This is a genomic window from Pseudooceanicola algae, assembly GCF_003590145.2.
Lineage (GTDB): Bacteria > Pseudomonadota > Alphaproteobacteria > Rhodobacterales > Rhodobacteraceae > Pseudooceanicola > Pseudooceanicola algae.
Map to the genome: position 1 here is coordinate 1114029 of NZ_CP060436.1, position 26330 is coordinate 1140358.

A 26330-nucleotide genomic window follows, 5' to 3' on the forward strand; every position below is an offset into this window, starting at 1 on the left:
CCCCGTCAAAAACCCGTTCAAAACTCAGGTAGATGTTGAATTTCTTTGGCTCTTATGTGGTACCAGACATTATCTGCATCGCAGAGGATCGGCAAAGAGGGCTCGGAGCTGCCGTTCGCTGCGCTCCAGGCCAAAGCGTCTGGTCAACCTGAACCGCCCCGAGTTTGCCGGAGGCTGATTTCGGTTAGTTACGCGGCCATGTCTTCAGTTTCCAGAGCGGCGTAGAAGTTTGCCTCTGCTTCTGCCGGCGGGATGTTCCCGATCGGCTCGAGCAGGCGGCGGTTGTTGAACCAGTCGACCCATTCGAGGGTGGCATATTCGACGGCCTCGAAGTTGCGCCACGGCCCGCGACGGTGGATGACCTCGGCCTTGAACAGGCCGTTGATCGTCTCCGCCAGGGCGTTGTCGTAACTATCGCCGACGCTGCCGACGGAAGGTTCGATGCCCGCCTCGCCGAGCCTCATTGTCGAGGACCAGCCGCACCGCACGCTCGCGCACTTCGGGGGAAAACTTGTTCGTCGTCTTGCTCATGATGCTCCATCCTACTCAGGAGTTGGAGCCTCCGGCAAACCCGGCGCGGTTCACATCGACTCTGAGCAGCAGCAAAAACTGAGGCACGAGGGCATCTAAGAAACGCGGGGCTATTCAAGACACCCTTGCAGGCGATGAAAGACTCGCACAAACTTAAGCCAGAGTTTTTCAGGAAATTGCCTTATCACCTTTCAGGATGGCACAGTTAAGCCCCAAACTTAGTAATAAGTACGCTCGATTTTCGCTATTTGTAATTTTAGTGATCAAACACCAAATCATTTGACCACAAGGAACGGACCGTTGACCTTTCTCAAGAAAATCCACCACGTGGCTGTAATCTGCAGCGATTACGCAATATCCCGTAGTTTCTATACCGAAGTGCTGGGCCTCGAGATAGTCGCAGAGAACTACCGAGCCGATCGCTCTTCCTACAAATTAGATCTTGCTCTGCCAGGAGGGGGGCAGATCGAACTGTTTTCTTTCCCTGCGCCCCCTGCCCGTCCCAGCTTTCCAGAAGCAACGGGGCTCCGACATGTCGCCTTTGAAGTCGATGATATCGAGGCTACGAAAGAGCATCTGACGTTAAATGGAATTACTGTCGAACAGATACGCACAGATCCCTTTACTAAGCGTCGATTTACTTTTTTTTCCGATCCGGATGGCCTACCACTGGAGTTGTACGAGATCTGAGCGCTACTCCACCTTTCACAACCCTGCGCTTAAGGTCAGGCTGCAGTGGAATCCGCTGCAGCCTGTTGTAACTTATGCGGGGAGCGCGAAACGCTCCGGGCGGAAGCCCTCGAACAAGGGGTGGCGCACCCCGAGCGCCATTTCCTCAGCCAGAAGCTCACCTGCGATCAAGCCAAGAGTGGCGCCACTATGGGAAAAAGCCACGAAGCAGCCCGGCAGCCTCTGCAGCTCTCCAAAGACCGGCTCACCATCGCCGGGGATCGGCTTTGGCCCCAGATGGACCGCCTTCACCGTCAGGTCCGGTTTCGGGGACATCACCTTCAATGCTTCATCGATCAAACCCTGCACCGTGGATGCCGGCGCCTCAAAGCGGCCATCAGGGTGTAGGATCACCTCCTCTTCCGACCAGCCTGAATCGAGGTAAAAGGCCCCGTTTGGCGTTGGCCGAATGGCGACACGCGGCGTGTTCAGGACCGTGCGCAAAGGATGCGGAGCAGGTTCGGTTTCCACCAGCAGGGCGATCGGAGTGTCGTCGCCGATCGTGATCCCTTGCGCAGCAGACATCGCAGGCACATCCGGACCCGTGGCCATGAGAACCACGTCCGCATGGAATGCGCGACCGTCCTGAGTGCTGGCCCCACAGGCGCGACCGTCGCGTACGATGGGTTCTGCCCTATCGGCATCGGTCACGATCACCCCACCGGCACCGACAAGTTCGTCCGCCAAGATTCGGATCAGCGACGGCAGGTCGACCCAGCCTTCGTTGCGGTTGAGGATGGCACCAGCCTGCGTCACCGCGCTGCCCTCCACGCCCGGGATACTATCCGACACCTCGGCCCCCGAAAGCAATTCAGCCTGATAGCCGAGCTCACGTTCATAGCGATAGACGTCGTCGATTTCATTGCTGTCATCCTCTGCGTCCCATGTCAGACCGCCGCCGAAGCTCAGCCAGTCGACCGACGGAAAGCGGTCAGCCAGCACCCGATAGCGATCCAGCCCGGCCTGACGCAGCTGATGATAGGGCAGTGAGCGTCGGCGCGCCGAATTCAGCCAGGCCAGCGAGCGCCCCGAAGCCCCATTGGCCAGTGGCCCATCGTTGAGCAATGTGACCGAGACGCCCATACGCGTCAGTTGCGCGGCAGTGGACACACCGAAGATCCCTCCGCCGATGACGACGGCTGTCTTGATGGAAAGTGAAGGGCTTATCATTTCTCGTCTCCTGCTTGTCCCTGATCGGGATGAATATGCTCCCAGAGGCCGCTGGCGGCGGCGCGGGTCATGGCTTCCAGAGCCGCCGCATTGCCGAGGATATCGGTCATGGATTGCGGCATGGGGCTGGCAATGGCGCGGACAAAGGCTTCGGCCTGCGCCTGGTACTGGTTGGTCGCGGGGATGCTGAGGATCTCGCGTCCCTGCCCGAGAAGGTCCGCTCCGCTGTCCAGCACGAGCTGTGCGACGTGATCCGGCGGACAGTTGAACGGCGCATCAAGCTCCAGATAGCCCTCGGTGCCGAGCACGGTCAGCTTTTGTGCCAGGGTCGATTGCGTGGCGACCATGAAACCAAGCTGCCCGCCACCGGCAAAGCGCGCCGCGCCCGTGGTCATCCGGTCGGTGTCAAACACCGGATCGCGATCCATCGTGCAGGCCACCGCCTCCGGTTCGGCATCGAAAAAGAAGCGCGCAGCGTCAATCGCATAGCAGCCGATATCGAAAAGCCCGCCGCCGCCGATACCGGCCTGATTGCGGACATTTCCGGGGTCGGTATTGCAATAGCTGAACAACGCCTGAACGCCTCTAACCCGACCTATTCGTCCCTCGGCAATCAGCGCCTTGGCACGGTGCCACTGCGGATGATGCCGGGTCATGAAGGCCTCGACCACCACGCGCCCGGCACGCTTTGCCTCCACACAGACCTGCTGTGCTTCGGCAAGGCTCAGCGCCAGAGGCTTTTCACACAGCACATGCTTGCCCGCCGCCAGGGCCTGCAGCGTCAAAGGCACATGCAGATGGTTCGGCAGCGGATTGTAAATGGCGTCGATATCGGGGGCGTCGAGCAGCGCGGCGTAGCTACCATAGGCCTGCGCGCCAAACCGTTTCGCCACGGTTTCAGCGCGCGCCAGATCGCGCGACGCAATGGCCCCGATCTTGCAGTCCGATGCAGCCTGCAGCGCAGGCAACATTTCCTTCTGCGCTATGCCCGCGGTGCTGAGTATGCCCCAGCGAAGTGGTCTCATCTGACTTTCCTCACTCATTTTGATCAGAGGACCTCGGCGAAGAATTTCTTCAGCCGGTCGGTCCTGGGCGCGGTGAACATCTGTTCCGGCGTGCCAGACTCGACAATCTTGCCCTCATCCATGAATACGATCTGGTCAGCGACCTGACGGGCAAAGCCCATCTCGTGGGTCACCACAACCATGGTCATCCCGCGCCGTCCGAGATCCGCCATCAGATCCAGCACCCCCTTGACCAACTCGGGATCGAGCGCGCTTGTCACCTCGTCGAACAGCACCACTTCGGGGTCCATCGCCAGAGCACGGGCGATGGCAACGCGCTGCTGCTGACCACCTGACAAATTGGCCGGGCGGTGATCGCCGCGCCCCTGCAGCCCGACATCGGCCAGACGCGCGTCGGCGATGGCGCGGGCTTTTCCACGGCGCACCCCTTTGATTTTCGTCAAGGACAACATGATATTGTCGCGTGCCGTATGATCAGGGAACAGGTTGAAGTGCTGAAACACCATACCGACCTTCGAGCGCAGTTTTTCGGGCTTCATGGTGGCAATATCAACGCCGTCCAACAGCACCGTGCCCGCATTCATCTCAACCAGCCGGTTCAGGCTGCGCAGCAAGGTCGACTTGCCCGATCCGGACGGCCCGATGATACAAGTGACCGAGCCCTTGGGGACACTCAGGTCAATGCCGCGCAGGACCTCCATCTGACCATAGCTCAGCCGCAGCCCCTCGATGGACAGGCTGCCGCCATTGAAGGGCGTGGTCTCGCTGTCGCGGGGCGCCGATTTCAACTCGTCGACCTGTTGCAGTCCGCTCATGGGCTGCAGGTTCGTCAGGCGTTTGCCTGTGCGCAAACGATGGTCGATATGGTTGACCAGATGGGTGAGCGGGACTGTGATCACCAGATAGAAGATCCCCGCCAGCAATAGCGGCGACAGATTTCCGGTCACAACGGCCGCATCCTGACCGACACGAAAGATCTCACGCTCCGACGCCAGCAGGCCCAGGAAATAGATCAGGCTCGAGTCTTTGACGTTCGAGATGAACTGGTTGACCATTGCCGGCAGCATCCGGCGGATGCCCTGCGGCACCACGATCAGGCGCATGCCCTGCCCGTAGCTCATCGACAGCGCGCGGCAGGCCTCCATCTGGCCACCGGGCACGCTCTGAATCCCGGCGCGGAAGATCTCGCCCATATAGGCGCCCGCGATCAGGCTGAGCGCGAGGATCCCCAGTGGATAGGGCGAAGGGCCGAACAGCTCGCGGCCAATGCCGGCAAAGCCCTGCCCGATCAGCAAAATGGTGACGATGGCGGGCAGGCCGCGAAAGATGTCGGTATAAACGCGCGCAGGCAGACGCAGCCAGAGGGTGCGCGAAATGCCCATCACCGCCAGGACAAGCCCAAGGAAGACGCCGAGTACGGTCGAGGCGAAAGCGAGAATCAGCGTGTTCTTGAGGCCGGTCGCGATCATGATCGGCAGAATTTCGGCCATGGCGTCCCAGTCAAGGAACGTCCGTTGCAGGTTTTCCAACCACATATGGGGATCTCCCGTTGCGGTCCCTGACGGGCACCGCGGAGTTTGAACTGGGCAGAGCGGCTGCCGGGCGCAGAGCCCGGCAGCCGACATCTGGCGACGGGATCAGTTGGTTGTCGGCAGGTACTGCTTCGGCATGGGCGAACCGGGGAACCATTTCTGATAAAGGTCGCGCCAGGTGCCATCCTCCATCGCCTCATGCATCGCCGTATTCAGCGCCTCGCGCAGGGCATCGTTGCCCGGCTTGACCGCAAAACCTGCAGGTGCATCGAAGGAGGGAATGTTGACCTTGATGGCAAGATCGTAGCGCTCGCCATAGGTCTTGGCCGCTTCATAATCCAGGAAATGCGCGTCGATCGTGCCGTTGTTCAGCGCCGCAACACCGGTGTTGTTGTCAGGGAACTGTACGATATCCGTGTCGGTGAAGGTCTTGCGGGCGTACATTTCCTGCAAGGTGCCCTGCACCACGCCAAGCCGTTTGCCCGCCAAGCTTGCCGGATCGTCCGTCACGGCATCCTCGCCTGACAGCACCGACAGATAGCCTGCCAGATAACCATCGCTGAAATCCACGACTTCCTCGCGCTTTTCGGTGATGCCGATGGCCGCGGCGGCGATGTCGAAACGGCCATTGGCGACCGAGGGCAGCAGGGCCGCGAATTCCTGACCGGTGAACAGGATCTGCTCAGGATCGAACCCGATGCGCCCCAGAATATTGCGCAGGAATTCCACGTCGAACCCGGTGAATTCGCCGGCAGCTGTGGTGAAGGCATAAGGCTTTGCGTCACCCAGCGATCCGACGCTGACGCTCGCAGGATCAATCAGGTTGTAGGGGTTGTCCTCTGCCTGCGCCGGGCTGGTCAGGGTCATGGCCATCACCACCGCCGCAAGAGGTGTGGCTAGGCGGGACAGGATAGTCTGGTTTCGAATGGTCTGGGACATGGGTCGTTCTCCGCTGTTGGTCAGTAGGTGCCGCGCAGCGCTAACTGCTTCGTGCAAATCTGAGCCGTTTTTATTTATGATACCGGTGTCACAACCGGTGATACCGGTATCACTATCTACATAGATCATGTATCTTTTGATCCGCGTCAATGACGTTGATAAAGATTCTCGACCGAAGAAAATGAAGTGGTGGACATGAGCACAAAGAAGAGCCGTCTGACCGTGGCGGATGTGGCCAGTGCTGCGAACGTGTCGAAAGCCACTGCCGCCCGCGTGCTTGGCGGGTATGGTCTGGCCAGCGAAACGGCCCGCAAGGCGGTGTTGGAAGCTGCCGAAAGGCTCGGGTATCAGCCCAATGACCTCGCCCGCTCGATGAGCACAGGGCGCAGCGGACTGATCGGCGTTGTCGTCGGCGATATCGAGAACGCCTTCTTCAGCCTTGCCGTACGCGGCATCAGCGACACCGCCCGTGCTGCCGGGCTGAACGTGATCATCAGCAACTCCAGCGAACAAATCACGGAGGAGCGCGAGATGGTCTCGGTTCTGCTGCGCCAGCGCGTTGCAGGGCTGATCGTGGCTCCGACCGATGCACGCCAGCTTGATCACCTGAAAAGCGCGATCACCTCGGGGGTGCCGGTTGTCACGTTGGACCGCTGGTCTCCCGATCTGCCCGCCGATGCAGTTTGTGGCGACGATCGTGCCAGTGCCATTTCGGTGCTCCAGCACCTGCAAGGGGCCGGACATCTCCATGTTGCCTATGTGACGGCGATGACCTCTCGCTCGGGCCGTCTTTCTGCCCCCGAAGACGTCGGAATTTCCGCGGTGCGGGAACGGATCGAGGGTTTTCTTGCCGCGTCTGACCAGGCCGGGGCCCCCACCCCTCGGCAGATGGTCTTCACCAATGCGACCGACGACGCCGCAACGGCCAGGATCGTTGACAAGGTTCTGGCGCAAAGCCCGCGCATCACGGCCCTTTTGGCCTCCGACAGTCTGGTCGGCGCGCGCTTGTTCCGCGCCCTGACCAATCGCGGCGTGAGGCTGCCGCGCGACATGTCACTCGTGTCTTGGTTCGATGCCGACTGGACGCGCGTGACCTCTCCGCAAATTTCCGTGGTGGACCAGCCCACATATCTCTTTGGCCAACGCGCAGCTGAGCGTCTCATCCGTCGACTGAAAGGCGACACGACAGAGCCGCAACGCCTCCTGATCCCCACGCCCCTGATCGACAGAGGCACAATCGGCCCGGCACCGCTATGACTCTGACCCGGATCTGTCGCGCTTTCATGCCACCTAACTTGCTCGCTTAGACCACCTTCCGTTCGGAAGCGCCCGCTACTTTTGCTCAAGAGCATAACTAATTGAATCCGACAGCCCCATAAAATCTCAAGGGGTGGAACCAAGGACAGGCAAACCCACAAGCTCGCAGGTACCATCCGCTCCCAGATCGACCAGATCTGGGATGCTTTCTGGTCTAGCGGGGCCTCCAATCCCTTGGCCGTGATCTAACAAATTGGGTCGGGAAAACTCAGCCGCACGCCGTAGTGCGGCGGCTCGGCGCCGGGGCTGATCGCCTCGGGCACATCGCCAAGGCCTGATCCAGCCGCAGCGTCAGCCCCGACCGCTCGGCCCGCGCGCATGTCCGCCAGCATTGCCGCCTCGCCCCCATGCCCTCGGGGATCAGGCACAGCCCCGTGGTGCCGCCCATCATGGCCTCCTTGCTTCAAATTTAGCTAAGAAGGCGTCCACGATACACGGGGCTATTCAGCCAAAGCAAGCGATATGCCGGGTTCGACCGCTTCAATCGAAGGTCTGCTTTGGTGAACACAGGTTGCCCCCGTTGCCTTGCAGCGAATTCACACTTCCCGCCCCGTTGTGTCGATCGAAGGTACCGGCTCTCTCGCCGCGCTCTGTTCGGTTTGCTTGAGAAGAATGGCGACAAAGATGTGCGAAAGACCACGCGCCAGCACGTCCGGCAGATCCAAAGCAAGCTGGCAGACACTCCCCGCAAAGCGGATCACACAATTCAGGGCATCCGCATGCTTTGGAACTACGGTAGGAAAACGCTGGACTGGCCCCTGGGCGACAATCCTGCATCCGAAATCACCTTGTTTGGTCCGCAGCGTGAGTTGCCCGCTTGGCCCGAGTGGATGGTTCAGGCCCTAGAAACAGCGCCGCTTGATGTGCGGATCACGTCCGAGTTGATCCTTGGTACTGGGCAGCGCCCGAACGCCGCGATCACCATGAGGCGCGACCAGTTTGACGGCGAGTGGATGACGGTCCGGGATGAGAAAGGCGACGAGTCCTATGAGGTATTCTGTCCGCCCCGCTCAGCCGCTTTCGTCGCTGGCCTGCCGATCTCCGGCCAGCACCTTCTGGCCAAGAACCTGACGCAGGCAAAGGGCTATGACGCGGTTGAAAGGCAGTTCCGCAAGTGGCGGGACACCCTCGGCGAGAACGCGGCCCCCTACTCTCTCCACGGGCTGCGCAAGCTGGCTATCGTGCAACTTGCCGAGGCGGAATACGGCGACGCGCAAATCCAAGCGGTCACCGGGCAGTCAGCACAGATGGTTGCCTTCTATCGAGCGAAGGCCAGCAAGAAGCTGCTTTCGAAAAGCGCCCAGAATCTTGGAGACCAGAACAAGAACGGAACGTGAAGGCGGGCTCAGCCTGTGGGCTGCATCCTATTTCCAGAAACTAACGCGAGTATCCGATATGCAAGAAAACACTTCAAAATCAATGGTACCCAAGGTCGGACTCGAACCGACAAGACCGTTAAGTCGGGGGATTTTGAATCCCCTGCGTCTACCATTCCGCCACTTGGGCCTGAAGCAACGCGAATTGGGCCGCGCCGTCAGTCAGGGACCTGATTTACCCGGCAGAGACGCCGACGTCCAGAGGAATGCGCAGGAAATTGCCGCGCCGTTTCGCCGCTTCGGTCCCCTTCGGATCCAGCGCATCAAGCAGGCGCTCCGGTACCCCCAAGGGACAGCCAAACCGGCCAAGGACATGGCACGAGACGGCGTGAAGGCCCTGACGGAGCGCGGCCTGCAGGCTCACTGGTTGACCACTGCACTGGCGCATGCTCTTTGAAAGTAATTAGGACAGCCCCGCCGGGGCGTAACAGGATCACCAGAACATTGCTGAAATCCCTTTATGACTGGACCATCCGCATGGCCGACAGCCGCCATGCTCTCTGGGCGCTCGCGCTGGTCGCCTTCGTCGAAAGTTCGTTCTTTCCGATTCCGCCCGATCTTCTCATGATCCCGATGATCATTGCCGCGCCGCATCGCGCGTTTCTGATTGCCGGGGTGGCCATGGCGGCGTCGGTCGCCGGCGGGATGTTGGGCTACGGCATCGGCTATTTCGCTTTCGACAGCATCGGTCAGCCGATCCTGGAGCATCTCGGCAAGGCCGATTCCATGGCCGAATTCAACGGCAAGTTCAACGATGCGGGCTTCTGGGCGGTGCTGATCGCCGGGGTCACACCCTTCCCCTACAAGGTCATCACGATCATGTCGGGCTGGACGGCCATGCCGCTGGGGACCTTCATTGTCACTTCGATCATTGCGCGGGGTTTGCGGTTCTTCATCATCGCCGGCCTGCTGTGGAAATTCGGCGAACCTATCCGCGACTTCATCGAAAAGCGGCTGGGTCTGGTCATGACCCTGTTCTGCGTCGTCCTGATCGGAGGCTTTTTCCTGGTCAAGTTCCTATGACCATTCGACTGACTTTCCGGCCGGTCGTCCTGATCGCAACGCTCGGCTCTGCCGCAATGCTTCTGGGGGCGCTGGCCTTCCAGTTCATCGCCGGTCTGGCGCCCTGCCACCTGTGCTACCTGCAGCGCTATCCGCACCTTGCGGCGGTGCTGATCGGGCTGGCCGCACTGGCCACCGGTCGGCGCTGGCTGGCGGCCTTCGGGGCGCTGGCCGCGGGGATCACCGCCTGGATCGGGTTCTACCATACGGGGGTCGAACGCGGGATCTTCGAAGGGCCGACGACCTGCACATCCGCCAGCCCCGGCGCGCTGGACGCCGATGCGCTGTTCAACCAGATCATGAACGCCCCCCTGACCCGCTGTGACGAGGTCGCCTGGTCGATGCTCGGGCTGTCGATGGCAAGCTGGAATGCGGTCATCTCGGTATTTCTGATGCTGATCTGGCTGCGCGCGCTGACGCTGAAGGCCTGATCCGGGGTCGAAGGGTCCGGGCGCATTTACCGCCCGGACAACCCCGAGTGGACCGCATGAAAAATGGGCCGCCCCAAAGGGCGACCCAGGTCACTGTCCCGTTTTTTATGCCGTTCAGCTACAGCCGGATGTTCCGCCGCAGGTATTGCACTTCATGCAGGTGCCGTTGCGCACCAGCGTGTAATTGCCGCATTCGCCGCAAGCCTCGCCTTCGTAGCCCTGCATCTTGGCCTTGACGCGCGCGTCCATGCCCGTGGCGCCCGAACCGATTGCCGCCGTGCTGACACTGGCCGTGGCCACGCTGGCCGTAACCGCCTGCGTTGCCATACCCGCACCGCCGAAGCCACCGTTCAGGCCGCCGTTCAGCACCATCAGCTCCTGCGGCAGCCGCTTGCGAAGATAGCCGGTCGAAGAGATTTGCTTGAGCACTTCCAACGACTTGCTCGCCGTTCCTTCAGAAAGTTCCTTGACGTTGGACAGGCCTTCCTCTTCGCCGCGTCCCAGATCATCGAAGGTCGCGCCCTGCGGCTTCACATGCGCCAGGTCGGTGCGATCGAGGTAGCTGACCGCCAGTTCCCGGAAGATGTAGTCAAGGATCGAGGTCGCGTTCTTGATGCTGTCGTTGCCCTGCACCATGCCCGCCGGTTCGAACTTGGTGAAGGTGAAGGCGTCGACGAATTCTTCCAGCGGCACGCCGTATTGAAGCCCGACCGACACCGCGATGGCGAAGTTGTTCATCATCGCCCGGAAACCGGCGCCTTCCTTGTGCATGTCGATGAAGATCTCGCCAAGCGCGCCGCCTTCGTATTCGCCGGTTCGCAGATAGACCTTGTGACCGCCGACGATGGCCTTCTGGGTATACCCCTTGCGCCGTTCAGGCATCTTCTCGCGGCCGCGCGCGACCTCCTTGATGACCACCTTCTCGACGATCTTCTCTGCCAGGACGGCGGCCTTTTCCTGGGCCGAGCCTGTTTCAAGGATCTCGGCCGCCTCGTCGTCGTCCTCGACCAGCGCGCTGGCCAGCGGTTGGCTTAGCTTGGAACCGTCGCGATAGAGCGCATTGGCCTTGATGCCGAGGGACCAGGACAGCTCGTAGGCGGCCTTGCAGTCCTCGATCGTGGCGTCGTTGGGCATGTTGATCGTCTTGCTGATCGCGCCGGAGATAAAGCTTTGCGCGGCAGCCATCATGGTGATGTGGCTGTTCACCGAAAGATACCGCTTGCCCTTCTTGCCGCAGGCATTGGCGCAATCGAAGACGCTCAGGTGCTTGTCCTTCAGGAAGGGCGCGCCTTCCAGGGTCATGGTCCCGCAGACATGGTCGTTGGCGGCATCGATATCGGCCTTGGAGAAGCCGAGGTGACGCAGCAGGTCAAAGCCCGGATCGTTCAGCTTTTCCGCCGGGATGCCAAGGGTTTCGCGGCAGAAGGCCTCGCCGATGGTCCATTGGTTGAAGACGAATCGGATGTCGAAGGCCGAGGCCAGCGCCGCATCGACCTTCTCCAGCTCGCGCGGGCCGAAGCCATGCCCGACAAGGGAGCTGTGGTTGATCGCCGGGCAATTGCCCAGGGAGCCATGGCCGACCGCATAGGCGATCATTTCCTCGATCTGGGCCGAGCCGTATCCGAGCTTTTCCAGTGCCGCCGGAACCGAGCGGTTGATGATCTTGAAATAGCCACCCCCGGCCAGTTTCTTGAACTTCACCAGCGCGAAATCGGGCTCGATCCCGGTTGTGTCGCAATCCATCACCAGGCCGATGGTGCCGGTGGGTGCGATGACGCTGGTCTGGGCGTTGCGATAGCCGTGGCGTTCACCAAGGCGCACCGCCTCGTCCCAGCTGGCCATGGCGATCTGCGGCAGGCGGGCATCGGGGCAGTTCACCATGTCCAGCGGCACCGGCTTTACGGCCAGGTCTTCGTAGCCGTCCACGGCGCCATAGGCCGCGTTGCGGTGATTGCGCATGACCCGCAGCATATGCTTGGCGTTGCGCTTGTACCCGGCAAAAGCGCCGAGCTCTCCGGCGATCTCGGCCGAGGTGGCATAGGCGACGCCGGTCATGATTGCAGTCAGCGCGGCACCCATGGCGCGGCCCTCGTCGCTGTCATAACCGAAGCCCATGTTCATCAGCAGCCCGCCGATGTTGGCATAGCCAAGGCCAAGCGTGCGGAAATCATAGGAAAGCTGCGCGATCTCCTTGCTGGGGAACTGCGCCATGGTGACCGAAATCTCCAGCGTCAGCGTCCACAGACGCGTCGCATGCATGTAATCCTCGACCTGGAATTCGTCGTCGGCAAGGAAGGTCAGCAGGTTCATCGAGGCCAGGTTACAGGCGGTATCGTCAAGGAACATGTATTCCGAGCAAGGGTTGCTACCCCGGATCGCGCCATCTTCAGGGCAGGTATGCCAGGCGTTGACCGTGTCGTGGTACTGGATGCCGGGATCGGCACAGGCCCAGGCCGCATGGCCGATGTCTTCCCACAGGTCGCGCGCCCGGATCGTCTTGGCGACGGATCCATCGGTACGCCGGATCAGCTCCCAATCCGCATCATCCTTGACGGCCTTCAGGAAGGCATCGGTGACCCGGACCGAGTTGTTGGAATTCTGGCCCGAGACACTGGCGTAGGCTTCGGAATCCCAATCGGTGTCATAAGTGGGGAATTCGATGCTGGAATAGCCCTGCTTGGCGTAGTCCAGCACGCGCTTGATATAGGTCTCGGGGATCGCGGTCTTCTTGCTGTCCCGGATCGCGGTCTTCAGGGCGGGGTTCCTGGCCGGATCGACCGCATCTTCGCTGCTGCCGTCCCATTGACGGATAGCGCCGAAGATCGCGTTCAGCTTCTGCTCGTGCATCTTGGAGCCGGCGACGATGGAGGCGACCTTCTGTTCCTCCTTCACCTTCCAGTTGATGTATTCCTGCACATCGGGGTGATCCGCATCGACGATGACCATCTTGGCCGCGCGCCGCGTGGTGCCGCCCGACTTGATCGCGCCCGCCGCCCGGTCGCCGATCTTGAGAAAGCCCATGAGGCCGCTCGACTTGCCACCGCCCGAGAGGGATTCATTGGCCGCACGAAGCGAGCTGAAGTTAGTGCCGGTGCCCGAGCCGTACTTAAACAGCCGCGCTTCGCGCACCCAGAGATCCATGATCCCGCCGTCCCCGACCAGGTCGTCCTTCACCGACTGGATAAAGCAGGCGTGGGGCTGGGGATGTTCATAGGCGGATTTCGATTTGGTCAGCTTGCCGCTCTTGTGGTCGACATAGTAGTGGCCCTGCCCCGGACCGTCGATACCATAGGCCCAGTGCAGCCCGGTGTTGAACCATTGCGGGCTATTCGGCGCGGCCTTCTGCGTTGCCAGCATGAACCGCATTTCGTCGAAATAGGCCTGGGCATCGGCTTCGCTGCTGAAATAGCCACCCTTCCAGCCCCAATAGGTCCAGGCACCCGCCAGCCGGTCGAAGACCTGCTTGGAAGAAGTCTCACCGCCCAGGGTCGCGCCCTCGGCCGGGACCGACCGCCAAAGGAATTCCGGAACGTCCTTTTCGCGCACCTTCTTAACCGCGCTCGGCACGCCGGCCTTGCGGAAATACTTCTGCGCGATGACATCGCTGGCGACCTGGCTCCAGGTGACCGGCACTTCCAGTTCATCCAGCCGGAAGACGATGGTGCCGTCCGGGTTGCGGATTTCCGACACCGTTGTGCGGAAATCTACGCTGTCATAGGCATCCTTGCCCGCGGTGGTGAACTTGCGCTCGATCTTCATGCCTGGCCTCTTCGACAAGATTTTCAAAGACGCGTCCCGGCTCTTCCGGCCGGACCGCCGATAGCTTTGCAGCGATCCACCCGGCATCAGAGAACAGGATGCGCCAGCCGCTGGTCGCGGCCCCTTGGAACCCCCTGCGAAGATCCCGTCCAACCCTGTCATCAATCTGCCGGCCCCACTATATATGGTGGGTATTCCGCGCTGCCTACCCAATCTGCGGTACGGGGACCTATCGCGTCAATTGTCGTCGTTAGAAATAATTCTCATTTTCCGAGTTGACCCGGCTTATCCCCAAAGGCCGCGATTCTGGGGATAAAACCTGTCTCGGGACCGGGTCGGAAAAAGCTCTTTCCTTACAGGTGATTTCACCGCGCGGTTCAGGCAGCGGGTGAAGTTTTGCCGATCGCGCAAGGGTTATCCAGCGATTGCCCCACAGGGGGCAACCGGCGGAAAAAAGCGGAGAGTGTCGTGAATACCGGGCCTGAACGCCGCGCCGGGACAGAATCGGCCCCAGGGTTTGCGCATGAAAGGCGCATCTGCGCGGCGGAAGAGAAGAATCGGCCTCCTCCACAGCGCCCGGTTTCAGCCGGCCATGCGGTTCAGGGTGCCGTCCTTCAAAACGACCTGGTGATAGATCGCAAAGGCGATATGGCCGGTGACCAGCACCAGCAACGCCCAGGCCAGATAGCCATGCGCCAGATTGGCCGGGGCGACCATCCAGGCCAGTTCCGTTTCGCGCCCTGAATGCAGCAACAGGCCAAAGGGCGCAAAGGGTCGATCTGACCCGAAGGCGCGCAGCAGGGCGAGGCTCGGCACCAGAAGCATCAGCAGATAGAGCAGCCCATGCCCCGCCTTGGCCGCTTGCCCCACGAGACCCGGCGCATGCGCGGGCCGGTCGTTGCGGCTGGCCAATGTCCAGAGGATGCGGATCAGCACCAGACAGAAAATCAACGTGCCGACCGGCGCATGCAGGCCGACGAAGAACCCGGAAACCGCGTTGCGCCCGAGCAGGACTTTGGTGCCCATGCCAAGCCATTGCCAGACCAGCAATCCCGCCAGCCCCCAATGCAGCAGACGCGTGACACGGCCATAAGCCTCTGCATTGTCGGACCAGCCGATCTGTCGGTGTCCTGCCATTCCGGCCTCCCTTGTTGCAACCGTTGCACCCCTGCCCGAAGCCCGCGGCATGCGCAACGCGTTGGCGGCTCAAACGGTCGTGACTTGGCAAGGAGCGGAGCGGGAGTATGCCGAGGATCTGCGCACGGCGCTTTGCCGCCGGAAAGGGGACGCGCCCCATCGGCGCGATGCCAAGGCCTGTCGCCTGGCCGGCGAGAAGATCGAAATACGTGGTCGGGGCGGAGAGATTCGAACTCCCGACCCTCTGTTCCCAAAACAGATGCGCTACCAGGCTGCGCTACGCCCCGAACCGTGCGCCTCTCTAGCCGGTAGAACCAGCTTTGAAAAGCCGTTTCGCAGCCTTGACCGACGCGATTTTGCAATGCCCCCGTCTGGCAGGGTCGAAATCGCCGAATTACTCCTTGGCGGGGGCCGCATCGTCCGCGTCGGCGGGCGCCTCGGCACAGGGCCAGGCGGCCAACGTGGGGTCCAAGGCCGGATGGCGCAGCACATCCCCGGGCGCGATTCCCATCCGGTCGGACAGACCGCCGTTGATCTCCAGCACATACTGGACGTTCGGCCCGCCCGGCAGGCTGGTGTCATCCAGCGGCTGGCCGGTCTGGATCACGTTCACCCGCCCGGTCGGGTCGATGAACAGGATATCCAGCGGGATCAGCGTGTCATGCATCCAGAAACTGGCGCTATGAGGTGCCTGAAAGATAAAGAACATGCCCGCGCCGGTCGCCATGCTGTCGCGGTGCATCAACCCGGTGGCGCGTTCCTGCGGTGTCTGGGCCAGTTCGACCCGGAACCGCGACACACCGTTTTCCGAGCGGATCTCGACCCGGTCGTCGCGGCATTGCTCTTGCGCGTCGGCCCCCTGCGGCATCAGGATCAGCGCCACCACCCCGAAGGCCAGTCCGCGCAGCGCCGCAATCAAGGGCGCAGCCGGAGACGGCATGGGTTTGAATTGATACATCTTCTTGCCTTTCCCTCACGTCGTGGCCTGCCCGCCGAACCGCGGATTCAGGCCATCGGATCAGGGATCTGGCGGGGCGTCCCAGGCACGGATTTCGGCCGCCATACGACCCCGTTTGCCGTCGATCACCCGCAGGGCGATCGCCTCTCCGGGGTCCAGATCCGCAAGGCCCGAGGCCCGCAGTACCTCGACGTGTATAAAGACATCTTCGGGACGTCCAAACACATTTGCAAAACCGAAGCCCTTGCCCTTGTCGAACCATTTGACCCGTGCCGCCACCAGCGGCGCGTCCTGAAGGGCCTCACCGTCCAGCGCTTCGAAATCGTCGAGGACCTGAACGCCATGGCCTTCGGGCGGGGCGATGCGGATGATCTCGACCGCCTGCTGGCCCCGGTCGGATTTCTGGACGATGATCTCTATCAGCGCGCCTTCACCCACCGAGTTCTGGCCGTAGTTCCGCAGCACATTCGCATGCAGCAGGATATCGGGACCACCGTCCTCTGACAGGACAAAACCAAAGCCACGGGCCGGATCGAACCATTTCACATGGCCTTCCATCTGACGCGTGTTTTCACCTAATTCGCTCAACTGGCACCTCAACTCGTCGCTGCCAGCCTCCGCACCGCGAAGACACCGACAGTATCACATGACCTGCCGGGTTCGATTCGCGTCGATCCGTGCAGCACGTCCGAGTCAGGGGTTGAGACGGTTAACAAACCATGAATCATCCTGCGTTTCCCTGCTCCAGCGGTACCGATCATGTAGTCGAAAGGCGCCATCGGCCCAGAATTCGATCTCGGTCGGGGCAATGTGGTAGCCACCCCAGAACGGGGGTCGGGGCGGATTGGTCCCCTTGCTGGCGGTGACGCGGGCGACCTCGGCCAGCAGGGCGTTGCGGGATTCCAGCGGCCTGGACTGGCGCGAGGCCCAGGCGCCAAGCCGGGATTTCAGCGAACGCGATTCGAAATAGGCATCCGCCTCGGGCCCCTCGAACCGGGTGATCGGTCCGCGCACCCGGACCTGACGGCGCAGGGATTTCCAGTGCATCACGAAGGCCGCCTTGCCGGCCAGGTCCAACTCCTGCCCCTTTACGCTTTCGTAGTTGGTATAGAAGACGAAGCCGTCCTCCAGGATATCCTTCAGCAATACCATGCGGACATTGGGCAGACCGTCGCCGTCCACCGTCGCCAGGGCAATGGCATTGGGATCGTTGATCTCGGCCTCGGTGGCCTCGGCCAGCCAACTGCGGGCGATGGCGAAAGGATTGTCTCCGGCAAAGATGCCGCTGCGGTCGGACATGGGCTGATCTTCCTTCTGCAAGGTGCCTTCCGGATGATGTGAAAAATCGAGCCCGAAAGGCGGGGATGTTGCCCCTTGGTATCCCGCCCTGCCCCGAGGATGGCAAGGCCCTGCCCCCCTGCCCCATGACCTGCCGCCTGCCCCGCGCGCCCGGCGGCGGGCCTGTCAGACTTGAAGCACCCCGACCTATCGCCTAAAGGAAGTGAACCGAAGGACACAGGTCCGAAAACCAGAGAGGCTGAGAGCGGATGGCAAATACTCTGATGGCAGGCAAACGTGGCCTGATCATGGGCCTGGCCAATGACAAATCCATTGCCTGGGGCATCGCAAAGGCGTTGGCCGATGCCGGGGCCGAACTGGCCTTCACCTACATGGGTGACCAGTTCAAGAAGCGGGTCGTGCCACTGGCCGATCAGCTTGGGGTCACCAAGTTGTATGATTGCGATGTGTCGGACGAAGCCTCGATCGACGCGGCCTTCGATTCGCTGAAGGCCGATTGGGGCCAGATCGACTTTATCGTTCATGCCATCGGGTTTTCCGACAAATCGGAACTGCGCGGCCGCTATGTCGACACCAGTCGCGGCAACTTTGCCATGACTATGGATGTGTCCGTCTACAGCTTTACCGCCGTGGCGCAACGGGCCGAAAAGATGATGCCCGCCGGTGGCTCGATGCTGACGCTGACCTACTACGGCGCCGAACAGGTGATGCCGCATTACAACGTCATGGGCGTCGCCAAGGCCGCGCTGGAAGCCAGCGTGAAATACATGGCCGAGGATCTGGGCAAGGACGGTATCCGCGTCAACGCGATCTCGGCCGGCCCGATCAAGACACTGGCGGCCAGCGGCATCGGTGATTTCCGCTATATCCTGAAGTGGAACGAACTGAACTCGCCGCTGCGGCGCAACGTGACCATCGAGGACGTGGGTAAATCCGCGCTCTACCTGCTGTCCGACCTCGGGTCGGGCGTGACGGGCGAGAACCTGCATGTGGACTCGGGGTATCACATCGTCGGGATGAAGGCAGTCGACGCCCCCGATATCGACAAGAGCTGAGCGCGCCTTGCTGGCCGTGGTCTTCGTCAGCGAGGCCGCCTGGAACATGATGTTGGCGCGGCTTTTCTCGCTTTCACGGGCGCGGGCCTGCTATACCCGCCTCAAGACACCGATCGACCGCGTGCTGGGCGCCGGGCTTGCTGCCCTCGGCCTCAAGATCGCCACGACCTGAAGGATCAGACCATGACCGACCGCCTTCCCCATGAAAAGGGCTTCCATGTTTCCTGGGACCAGCTGCACCGCGACGCCCGCGCATTGGCCTGGCGGCTGGACGGCCATGGCCCCAAGGAGACCGGCGGCTGGAAGGCCGTGGTCGCCATCACCCGCGGCGGCATGGCCCCGGCGATGATCGTCGCGCGCGAGCTGGACATTCGCACCGTCGACACGATTTCGGTGAAAAGCTATGACCACCAGAGCCAGGCTCAGGCCCATGTGCTGAAAGCCCCGGACGCCGAGATGATGGGCGATGGCACCGGCATTCTGGTCATCGACGACCTGGTCGATACCGGCAAGACGCTGGAACTGGTCCGGTCGCTTTATCCCAAGGCGCATTTCGCCACCGTCTATGCCAAGCCGAGCGGCCGCCCGCAGGTCGAGACCTTTATCACCGAGGTCAGCCAGGACACCTGGATCTTTTTCCCCTGGGACATGGCCCTGCAATACGTCGAGCCCTATCGCGGCAAGGACTGATCCCGGCGCGGGGGGCTCTGCCCCGTCTCCGTGCCGGAGACTCCCCGGAGTATTTTTGACAGGATGAAGGCCCGTGGTGACTTGCTGCGGGCCTTTTGCCGTCGGATTGATCAGGGGCGCGCGCCGGGCCCATCGGGCGCTTTTCCTTTGGGCGGGGCGCTGCTAGCGTCGCGTAGTCCACATCCCCGGAGAGCCCCTGAATGACTGCTGCCCCGACCCGAACGTCTGCGACCTTCCTGCCCCCGGTGATGGAGGCGCGGCGCTGGATTTCCGGGGTATCCTTCCCGCCCGAACGCCCTCTGATCAACGTCTCGCAGGCCGCGCCGGTCGCGCCGCCGCCCGCGCCGCTCGTGGCCGCGATGGCCGAGGCGCTGGAGCGCACCGAGACGCATCTTTACGGCCCCGTTCTGGGCCTGCCCAGCCTTCGCGCCCGGATAGCGGCGGATTGGTCTGCGATCTATGGCGGGACGATCCGGGAAAGCCAGGTCGCGATAACGGCCGGCTGCAACCAGGCCTTTTGCGCCACCCTTGCCGCCCTGACCGGCGAAGGGGACGAGGTCATCCTGCCAACCCCCTGGTATTTCAATCACAAGATGTGGCTGGACATGACCGGGGTGCGGGCGGTTGCCCTGCCTTGCGAGGCCGATTTCCTGCCCGATCCCGAACGCGCCGCGACCCTGATCACCGATCGTACGCGCGCCATCGTTCTGGTCACGCCCAACAACCCCACGGGTCGGGAATATCCGCCTGAACTGATCGCTGCCTTCCGGGATCTGTGCCGGGACCGTGGCCTTCGCCTGATCGTGGATGAGACCTACAAGGATTTCCACAGCGCCACCGGTGCACCGCACGACCTGTTCACCGATCCCGACTGGGACGACACGCTGGTGCAGCTTTATTCCTTTTCCAAGGCCTACCGGCTGACCGGACACCGCACCGGGGCCATCGTCACATCGCCCGCCCTGCTGGCCGAGATCGAGAAGTTCCAGGACACTGTCGCCATCTGCGCACCGCAACTGGGCCAGATCGCCGCCCTTTGGGGGATGGAGAACCTTGGGGAGTGGCTCGCCGGGGAACGGGTGGAGATCCTGACCCGCCGCGCCGCGATGGAGGCTGAGGCCGACCGGTTGGCGCAGGCCGGCTGGCAACTGCATTCGGTCGGCGCCTATTTCGCCTATCTGTCCCAGGGCATGGGGGTGTCTTCGGCTGAGCTGGCCCCGGATCTCGTGCGCCGCGCCGGGGTGCTCATGCTGCCGGGGACCATGTTCATGCCCGTCTCGGATGCCTCCGGTCAGGGCCAGATGCGCGTGGCCTTCGCCAATCTCGACAGCGCCGGGATCGCGGGTCTGGTCGACCGTCTGGTCGCGCTCTGACCCGGTCGCTTGCCCCGCGCCGGGCAAGGCCTTATCAAGGCCAGCAATGAAATACCGGCGCCGCGCACGGCGCCTGCTATCGGCAGAGGGAGCCCCATGGCGAACAAGAAATCCAAGACCCTTATGTGGGGTCTCCTGGCGATGCTCGTGGTCGGTCTGGGCGGCTTCGGCGCCACCAGCTTTACCGGAACGGTGAACGAGATCGGCCATGTCGAGGACAAGCCGATCCGCGTTACCGCCTATACCAGCGCGGTTCAGGCCCAGATATCGCAGGTCTCGCAGCAATTCGGTCAGCAGATCGGCTTTGCCCAGGCCGAGATGTTCGGCATCCCCAATGCGGTCCTGTCCAACTTGGTGACCGATCGCGCACTGGATGTCGAAGCGGATCGCCTTGGCCTGTCTGTCGGGGATGGCACGGTGTCGGAATCGATCATGCAGATCCCCGCCTTTCAGGGGCCGACGGGCGAATTTTCCCGCGACACCTATGATTTCGCCCTGCAGAACGCCGGTCTGACCGATGCCGTCTTCGAGGCGGATCTGCGCGATGAAAGCGCCCGGTCGATCCTGCAGACGGCGGTGATTTCCGCAACCCGGATGCCGCCTGCCTACCTGACCGCGCTGACCGCCTATTCCGCCGAGACCCGGCGCATCACCTATGCCCGCGTCGGCGCCGATCAGTTGGACGCACCCCTGCCGCAGCCCGAAGAAGCCGATCTTCAGGCCTTTTACGACGCCAATATCGCCGATTACACCGCGCCCGAGAAAAAGCGCCTGACCTATGCCTACCTGTCGCCGGAAATGGTGATCGATGCGGTCGATATCCCCGAGGAAACCATCCGCGCCCAGTATGACGCCCGCATCGATGAATTCGAACAGCCCGAACGCCGTCTGGTCGAACGCCTGATCTTTTCCGACGAGGCTGCCGCCACTGCTGCCTCGGACCGGCTGAAGGCAGGCGAGATCGATTTCGACACGCTGGTCGGCGAACGCGGTCTGGCCCTGTCGGACATCGACCTTGGCGATGTGGATCAGGACGCGCTTGGCGCCGCCGGCGCCGCCGTCTTCGACACGCCCTCGGGCGAGGTCACGGAGCCGCTGGATACCGATTTCGGCCCGGCGCTGTTCCGGGTGAACGGCATCCTGCAGGCAACCTCGACCGACTACGACGAGGCCGCTGCGCTGATCCGCGATGACCTTGCCGCCGACGCCGCACGCCGCGATGTGGAACTGGAGGCCGAACCGGCCGAGGATCTGCTGGCCGGTGGCGCGACGCTGGAGGATCTGGCCGAGGAAACCTCGATGCAGCTTGGCACCATGGACTGGGCGGATGGATCGACCGAAGGCCTTGCCGCCTACGAGGATTTTGCCGCCGCGGCCGCCACTGTCAGCGCCGGAGATTACCCCGAGATCCTGACGCTGGACGATGGCGGTATCTTCGCCCTGCGCCTTGACGAAGAGCTTGCCGCCGCGCCGATCCCCTTCGAGGAGGCCCGCGACCAGGTGGCTGCCGACTGGCAGGCGGATACCGCTGCCAAGGCCTATCACGCCCGCGCCGAGGCGCTGATGGCGCGGCTTGATGCCGGCGAAAGCTTTGCCGATCTGGGTCTGGATGCGCTGACCGAATCCACCGTGACCCGCAACGGATCGGTGCTGAGCACACCCGAAGGTTTCAACGCCGAGGTCTTTGCCATGGAGACCCCCGGCACCCGCCGGATCACCGACGGCTTCGACGCTGCGATGATCGTGCAACTGGACGGCATCGTGCCGCCCGCCGTGGATGACCCCAACCTGGCCCAGATGCGCAATGCGCTGGATCAGCAGATCTCGGGCTCGCTGTCGACGGATCTTTACCAGGCCTATGCGCAGGAAATCCGCGACAATGTCTCGATCTACGTCGACCAGGACGCGCTGAACGCGGTCAACGCGCAGTTCCAGTAACGTCTTTCAAAGGCTGAAATGCAGAATGCGCCGCGGTTTCCCGCGGCGCATTTTTAGTTTTCTCACCTCTGATCCGTTCGTTGGCTCTAGCTGCCGGAGCCTTCGGTCAATACAGCCGAGACCGGCACCAGCGCGACCGTATCGGCCTTGTCCGTCAGTCCCCAGACCACAAGCGCCGACAGGGTTTCGGGGCGCAGATGGCCCAGCATCACGACGCCCGCCCCCGGCCGGGCCAGGTTGGCCCCGAAGTCAAGGAAGCGACGCATCAATGTGCGGTCCTCTCCCTTGCCGTCAAATTCCCGGAACAGCGTCGCGGCCGGAACGCCCCGACGTTCCGCAATCTTGCGGGTGACGTCTTCGCCTTCGGGATAAAGCACGAGGCCGTAGCCCTGCTGTGCCAGCGCCCCGGCCAGATCCTGCGCCGCCGCACTTCCCTGTTGCAAGGCACCCGGCGCGGGTTCCAGCAAGGCGAGGCTGCCCGGCAAGGCCGAGATCCAATCGGCGGTCAGATCAGGCGCGGAGGCAGCATCGGGGACAGTGGCAGGACGCGCCAGCACCTCGAATCCGGCAGCCCGGTACTGCGCCATGGCGGCGGCGGCACCGGGTGCTGCCGGATCAAGCGCAATGCTGAGCGGATGGGGGAAATCGCGCACCCGGTTCAGCAGCGCGGGGGTTGCGGTGCCGTCGTCGATCAGCACGACCGCCAGCCGGGGGCGGCTGTCACCGGCGTCAAAGGGCTGGGCATTACGCTCCAGCGCCGCGCCGCCTTCCGGCGTTGGCAGCGTGGGCGTATCAGGCTGGATCTCGGGGCGGACCAGACCGTTCGCGCCCGGTGCGGGCGCGGGTAGCGGGACCGTGGGGCCGGTTTGGGGCGGCTCCGGCAGGGTGTCGGTGGCCTCGGACGCAGGAGGTTCGGGCGCTTCGGGGGCATCGGCCTCGGGCGTTTCAGGCACCAGCTCAGGGACAGTCGGGACGACCGACGCCGGAGCCTCCGTTTCCGGGGTGTCGGCTTCCGGGATGTCGGCTGCGGGCCCTTCGACACCGGGCGTCCTAGCCTCCGCAGGCGCGGCGACAGGCGCTGCCACTTCCGGGGTTTCAACATCGGGGGCTTCAGGCTGCGGCGCAGGTTCGGCCTCCGCTTCCGGCGCGACCACGGGCGCCTCGGCCACCGCCTCTGTGTGGCCGCCGATCTGCGGGCTGGGGATCAGCGCCCCGGCCAGCCAGATCAGCCCGATTGCCGCCAATATCCCGGTCACCCCGCCGGTAAGAATTCCTCGCAACACGGCCCGTGCTCCTTCCTGCGGGTCATGCCCGCCGCCGCGCGCCCCCCGGCGCAAGCGGCCCGTCTGCGGCGTGAAACGCGACAGAGGCCCTTGACGCTGAGACGCTGGCGCGGGATTGATGTGCCCGGCCTTTCCGGCCGGTTTTACCCAGCTTTTGGGTCCGGGCCGGACTATACCACCATATCCGGCCTCGGAAAGAGCAAGAGGGAAAGATCCATGTCCGACGCCATCAAGCCGCTCATCGCCGCTGCCGCCAGCCGCCCGCTGACCCGCGAAGAGGCCGGAACCGCCTTCGAGATCCTGTTCAACGGCGAGGCGACGCCAAGCCAGATCGGCGGCTTTCTGATGACCCTGCGCACGCGCGGCGAAACGGTGGATGAATATGCCGCCGCTGCCGGTGTAATGCGGGCCAAATGCCACAAGGTCGCCGCCCCCGCCGGCGCCATGGATATCGTCGGCACCGGGGGGGACGGCAAGGGCACGCTGAACATCTCGACCGCGACGGCCTTCGTGGTGGCGGGCGCCGGGGTGCCGGTGGCCAAGCATGGCAATCGCAACCTCAGCTCCAAATCCGGCGCGGCAGATGCCCTGAGCGCGATGGGTGTCAACGTCATGATCGGCGCGGACCGGGTCGAACGCGCGCTGGCGGAGGCCGGGATCGCCTTCATGATGGCCCCGATGCACCATCCTGCCATGGCCCATGTCGGCCCGACGCGGGTCGAACTGGGCACGCGCACGATCTTCAACATCCTCGGGCCGCTGACCAATCCGGCCGGAGTGAAACGCCAGCTGACCGGTGCCTTTTCCCGCGACGTGATCCGACCGATGGCCGAAACCCTTGGTGCGCTCGGCTCTGAAAAGGCCTGGCTTGTGCATGGGTCCGACGGCACGGACGAGCTGACCATCACCGGTGTCAGCTGGGTTTCCGCGCTGGAAGAAGACGGCAGCATCCGCGATTTCGAACTGCACCCCGAAGAGGCCGGCCTGCCCGTCCATCCGTTCGAGGACATCATCGGCGGCACGCCCGAGCACAACGCCGAAGCCTTCCGCGCTCTGCTGGCCGGTCAGCCCTCGGCCTATCGCGACGCGGTGCTGCTGAACGCCGCCGCCGCGCTGGTGGTCGCCGGGCGCAGCACGGATCTGAAGGAAGCCGCCGGGATCGCCGCCGAAAGCATCGACAGCGGTGCGGCAAAGGCGCGGATCGAGACGCTGGCGCGCATCACCTCGGCATGACCCCGCCGGAACCCTGGGCGCATCTGCCCTTTTTCCGAGACGGTTACCCCCGGATCAAGGCCACACTGGCCGCCGAGACACGCCCCGTTCTGCCGCCCGAGGAACAGCGTTTCGCGGCCCTCGACCTCTGTCCGCCCGACGCGGTGCGGGTGGTGATCCTTGGCCAGGACCCCTATCCGACGCCCGGCCATGCCCATGGCCTGGCCTTTTCCACCGAGGCGGATGTGCGCCCCCTGCCGCGCAGTCTTGGCAATATCTTCAAGGAGATGCAGGACGATCTTGGTGCCTGCCCACCGAATGGTGACCTACGTTTCTGGGCCCGCCAGGGGGTGCTGTTGCTGAACACCTCGTTGTCGGTTCCAGCCGGGGATGCCAATGCGCACGCAAAGCTCGGCTGGAGCACCCTGACACGGCAGGTCATCGCCGATCTGTCCCGCACCCCTCGCGCTTTCGTCTTGTGGGGGAAACCTGCGCAGGGGTTCGCGCGTTACATCCATACCCCCGAAGGCGGCCGCGCCGGGGATCACCTGATCCTGACCAGCGCGCATCCTTCACCCCTGTCCGCGCGGCGGGGATTTTTCGGCAGCCGGCCATTTTCAAGCGTTAACAACTGGCTTACAGAAAAAGGCGCGCCGCCCATCAACTGGATCAATCCGGGAGCCCCGACATGAGCGAAACCATCCTAGATCGCATCAAGGCCTACAAGCTGGAAGAGATCGCCGCCGCCAAGGAAGCCCGTCCCGTTGACGAGGTCGAAGAGGCCGCCCGCAAGGCCCCCGAGGTGCGCGGTTTCAAGGATGCGCTGATGGAGAAAGCCCGCACCGGCTTTGGCCTGATCGCGGAAATCAAGAAGGCTTCGCCCTCCAAGGGGTTGATCCGGCCCGATTTCGATCCGCCCGCCCTGGCCGCCGCCTACGAGGCCGGCGGAGCGGCCTGTCTGTCGGTGCTGACCGATACGCCATCTTTCCAGGGTGCGCCGGAATTCCTTGAACAAGCGCGCGCCGCCTGCTCCCTGCCGGTGCTGCGCAAGGATTTCATCTATGACACCTACCAGATCGCCGAGGCCCGCAGCTGGGGCGCGGATTGCATCCTGCTGATCATGGCCTCACTGGACGACGGCCAGGCGCAGGAGCTGGAAGCCGCCGCAATGGACTGGGGCATGGACGTGCTGATCGAGGTCCACGACAAGGCCGAGCTAGAACGCGCCTCGATGCTGAAAAGCCCCTTGATGGGGATCAACAACCGCGACCTCAACTCCTTCGAAACCAGCCTCGACACCTCGCGCACCCTTGCGCGGATCGTGCCCGAGGACCGGATCATCGTGTCGGAAAGCGGGCTGAACACACCCGAGGATCTGGCCGATCTGGCGCAATACGGCGCGCGGTGCTTCCTGATCGGGGAAAGCCTGATGCGGCAAGACGATGTCGAACAGGCCACCCGCAAGATCCTGAGCCAAGCCGCCCGCACGGGCATGGCCGGCATGATGTGACGAA

General features: G+C 63.0%; 23 protein-coding genes, 2 tRNA genes and 1 pseudogene. 13 read left to right on the top strand and 13 right to left on the bottom strand.

Annotated features, from left to right (window positions below):
- Window positions 1-188: 188 nt before the first annotated feature.
- Window positions 189-467 (bottom strand): annotated as a pseudogene (locus PSAL_RS05255) (integrase core domain-containing protein); the annotation flags it as partial.
- 364 nt (window positions 468-831) lie between these two features.
- On the opposite strand from PSAL_RS05255, the gene gloA2 reads away from it, so the two are divergent.
- A complete protein-coding gene (gene gloA2, locus PSAL_RS05260) occupies window positions 832-1221 on the top strand; it encodes an SMU1112c/YaeR family gloxylase I-like metalloprotein (RefSeq protein ID WP_119840201.1) in 390 nt (129 codons plus the stop codon).
- A gap of 72 nt (window positions 1222-1293) precedes the next feature.
- On the opposite strand, the gene PSAL_RS05265 is transcribed toward gloA2, so the two are convergent.
- From PSAL_RS05265 to PSAL_RS05280, 4 genes are all read right to left on the bottom strand, one after another.
- On the bottom strand, window positions 1294-2430 hold the full coding sequence (locus tag PSAL_RS05265; RefSeq protein WP_119840202.1) for an NAD(P)/FAD-dependent oxidoreductase: 1137 nt from the start codon (window positions 2428-2430) through the stop codon (window positions 1294-1296).
- A complete protein-coding gene (locus PSAL_RS05270; RefSeq protein ID WP_119840203.1) occupies window positions 2427-3455 on the bottom strand; it encodes a Gfo/Idh/MocA family protein in 1029 nt (342 codons plus the stop codon). Before PSAL_RS05270 ends, PSAL_RS05265 begins: the two co-directional genes overlap by 4 nt.
- Window positions 3456-3478: 23 nt before the next feature.
- On the bottom strand, window positions 3479-4990 hold the full coding sequence (locus PSAL_RS19340; protein WP_119840204.1) for an amino acid ABC transporter permease/ATP-binding protein: 1512 nt from the start codon (window positions 4988-4990) through the stop codon (window positions 3479-3481).
- A 102-nt stretch (window positions 4991-5092) separates the two neighbouring features.
- On the bottom strand, window positions 5093-5926 hold the full coding sequence (locus tag PSAL_RS05280; RefSeq protein ID WP_119840205.1) for an ABC transporter substrate-binding protein: 834 nt from the start codon (window positions 5924-5926) through the stop codon (window positions 5093-5095).
- Between the two features lie 195 nt (window positions 5927-6121).
- On the opposite strand from PSAL_RS05280, the gene PSAL_RS05285 reads away from it, so the two are divergent.
- On the top strand, window positions 6122-7183 hold the full coding sequence (locus PSAL_RS05285; protein WP_196941903.1) for a LacI family DNA-binding transcriptional regulator: 1062 nt from the start codon (window positions 6122-6124) through the stop codon (window positions 7181-7183).
- 659 nt (window positions 7184-7842) lie between these two features.
- Entirely contained in the window at window positions 7843-8580 is a 738-nt protein-coding gene (locus tag PSAL_RS05290; protein WP_147407652.1) for a site-specific integrase, read from the top strand.
- A gap of 83 nt (window positions 8581-8663) precedes the next feature.
- Here PSAL_RS05290 and PSAL_RS05295 read toward each other — a convergent pair.
- A tRNA-Leu gene (locus PSAL_RS05295) sits at window positions 8664-8749 on the bottom strand.
- A 314-nt stretch (window positions 8750-9063) separates the two neighbouring features.
- Here PSAL_RS05295 and PSAL_RS05300 point away from each other — a divergent pair.
- Both PSAL_RS05300 and PSAL_RS05305 read left to right on the top strand, forming a co-directional pair.
- Entirely contained in the window at window positions 9064-9642 is a 579-nt protein-coding gene (locus tag PSAL_RS05300; protein ID WP_119840209.1) for a YqaA family protein, read from the top strand.
- Window positions 9639-10112, top strand: coding sequence for a disulfide bond formation protein B (locus tag PSAL_RS05305; RefSeq protein ID WP_119840210.1), 474 nt, complete (start codon window positions 9639-9641; stop codon window positions 10110-10112). The genes PSAL_RS05300 and PSAL_RS05305 overlap by 4 nt, the downstream gene beginning before the upstream one ends.
- A 114-nt stretch (window positions 10113-10226) precedes the next feature.
- Here the strand turns inward: PSAL_RS05305 and PSAL_RS05310 are convergent, their stop codons facing one another.
- From PSAL_RS05310 to pdxH, 6 genes are all read right to left on the bottom strand, one after another.
- A complete protein-coding gene (locus PSAL_RS05310; RefSeq protein ID WP_119840211.1) occupies window positions 10227-13871 on the bottom strand; it encodes a vitamin B12-dependent ribonucleotide reductase in 3645 nt (1214 codons plus the stop codon).
- A gap of 582 nt (window positions 13872-14453) precedes the next feature.
- Window positions 14454-15008: a cytochrome b gene (locus PSAL_RS05315; RefSeq protein ID WP_119840212.1), complete on the bottom strand. Its 555-nt coding sequence runs from the start codon at window positions 15006-15008 to the stop codon at window positions 14454-14456.
- Between the two features lie 210 nt (window positions 15009-15218).
- A tRNA-Pro gene (locus tag PSAL_RS05320) sits at window positions 15219-15295 on the bottom strand.
- 107 nt (window positions 15296-15402) lie between these two features.
- Complete coding sequence (locus PSAL_RS05325; protein WP_231388623.1) at window positions 15403-15966, bottom strand: DUF192 domain-containing protein; 564 nt, start codon at window positions 15964-15966, stop codon at window positions 15403-15405.
- A gap of 60 nt (window positions 15967-16026) precedes the next feature.
- Window positions 16027-16524 carry a cold-shock protein gene (locus tag PSAL_RS05330; protein WP_119840213.1) on the bottom strand — a complete coding sequence of 166 codons (498 nt, stop codon included), beginning with the start codon at window positions 16522-16524 and terminating at the stop codon, window positions 16027-16029.
- A gap of 135 nt (window positions 16525-16659) precedes the next feature.
- Window positions 16660-17265, bottom strand: coding sequence for a pyridoxamine 5'-phosphate oxidase (gene pdxH, locus PSAL_RS05335; protein ID WP_119840214.1), 606 nt, complete (start codon window positions 17263-17265; stop codon window positions 16660-16662).
- 248 nt (window positions 17266-17513) lie between these two features.
- Between pdxH and fabI the strand changes: the two genes are divergently transcribed.
- The 5 genes from fabI (at window position 17514) to PSAL_RS05360 (ending at window position 22321) form a co-directional block, all read left to right on the top strand.
- Window positions 17514-18320 (top strand): enoyl-ACP reductase FabI, encoded by an 807-nt coding sequence (fabI, locus tag PSAL_RS05340; protein ID WP_119840215.1) that lies wholly within the window; start codon window positions 17514-17516, stop codon window positions 18318-18320.
- A 7-nt stretch (window positions 18321-18327) separates the two neighbouring features.
- Window positions 18328-18492, top strand: coding sequence for a hypothetical protein (locus tag PSAL_RS05345; protein WP_196222841.1), 165 nt, complete (start codon window positions 18328-18330; stop codon window positions 18490-18492).
- Window positions 18493-18503: 11 nt separating this feature from the next.
- A complete protein-coding gene (gene gpt, locus PSAL_RS05350) occupies window positions 18504-19010 on the top strand; it encodes a xanthine phosphoribosyltransferase (RefSeq protein ID WP_119840216.1) in 507 nt (168 codons plus the stop codon).
- A 200-nt stretch (window positions 19011-19210) separates the two neighbouring features.
- Window positions 19211-20383 (top strand): aminotransferase, encoded by a 1173-nt coding sequence (locus tag PSAL_RS05355; RefSeq protein ID WP_119840217.1) that lies wholly within the window; start codon window positions 19211-19213, stop codon window positions 20381-20383.
- A gap of 96 nt (window positions 20384-20479) precedes the next feature.
- On the top strand, window positions 20480-22321 hold the full coding sequence (locus tag PSAL_RS05360; RefSeq protein WP_119840218.1) for a peptidyl-prolyl cis-trans isomerase: 1842 nt from the start codon (window positions 20480-20482) through the stop codon (window positions 22319-22321).
- Window positions 22322-22407: 86 nt separating this feature from the next.
- On the opposite strand, the gene PSAL_RS05365 is transcribed toward PSAL_RS05360, so the two are convergent.
- Window positions 22408-23604, bottom strand: a complete 1197-nt coding sequence (locus PSAL_RS05365) for a divergent polysaccharide deacetylase family protein (RefSeq protein WP_196941904.1) — start codon at window positions 23602-23604, stop codon at window positions 22408-22410.
- Window positions 23605-23820: 216 nt separating this feature from the next.
- Between PSAL_RS05365 and trpD the strand changes: the two genes are divergently transcribed.
- From trpD to trpC, 3 genes are read left to right on the top strand one after another with little or no spacing between them, the layout of a single operon-like run.
- Window positions 23821-24837: an anthranilate phosphoribosyltransferase gene (trpD, locus tag PSAL_RS05370; protein WP_119839552.1), complete on the top strand. Its 1017-nt coding sequence runs from the start codon at window positions 23821-23823 to the stop codon at window positions 24835-24837.
- Window positions 24834-25508, top strand: a complete 675-nt coding sequence (locus PSAL_RS05375) for a uracil-DNA glycosylase (RefSeq protein ID WP_119839553.1) — start codon at window positions 24834-24836, stop codon at window positions 25506-25508. Before trpD ends, PSAL_RS05375 begins: the two co-directional genes overlap by 4 nt.
- Window positions 25505-26326, top strand: a complete 822-nt coding sequence (trpC, locus tag PSAL_RS05380) for an indole-3-glycerol phosphate synthase TrpC (protein ID WP_119839554.1) — start codon at window positions 25505-25507, stop codon at window positions 26324-26326. The genes PSAL_RS05375 and trpC overlap by 4 nt, the downstream gene beginning before the upstream one ends.
- Window positions 26327-26330: the final 4 nt, after the last annotated feature.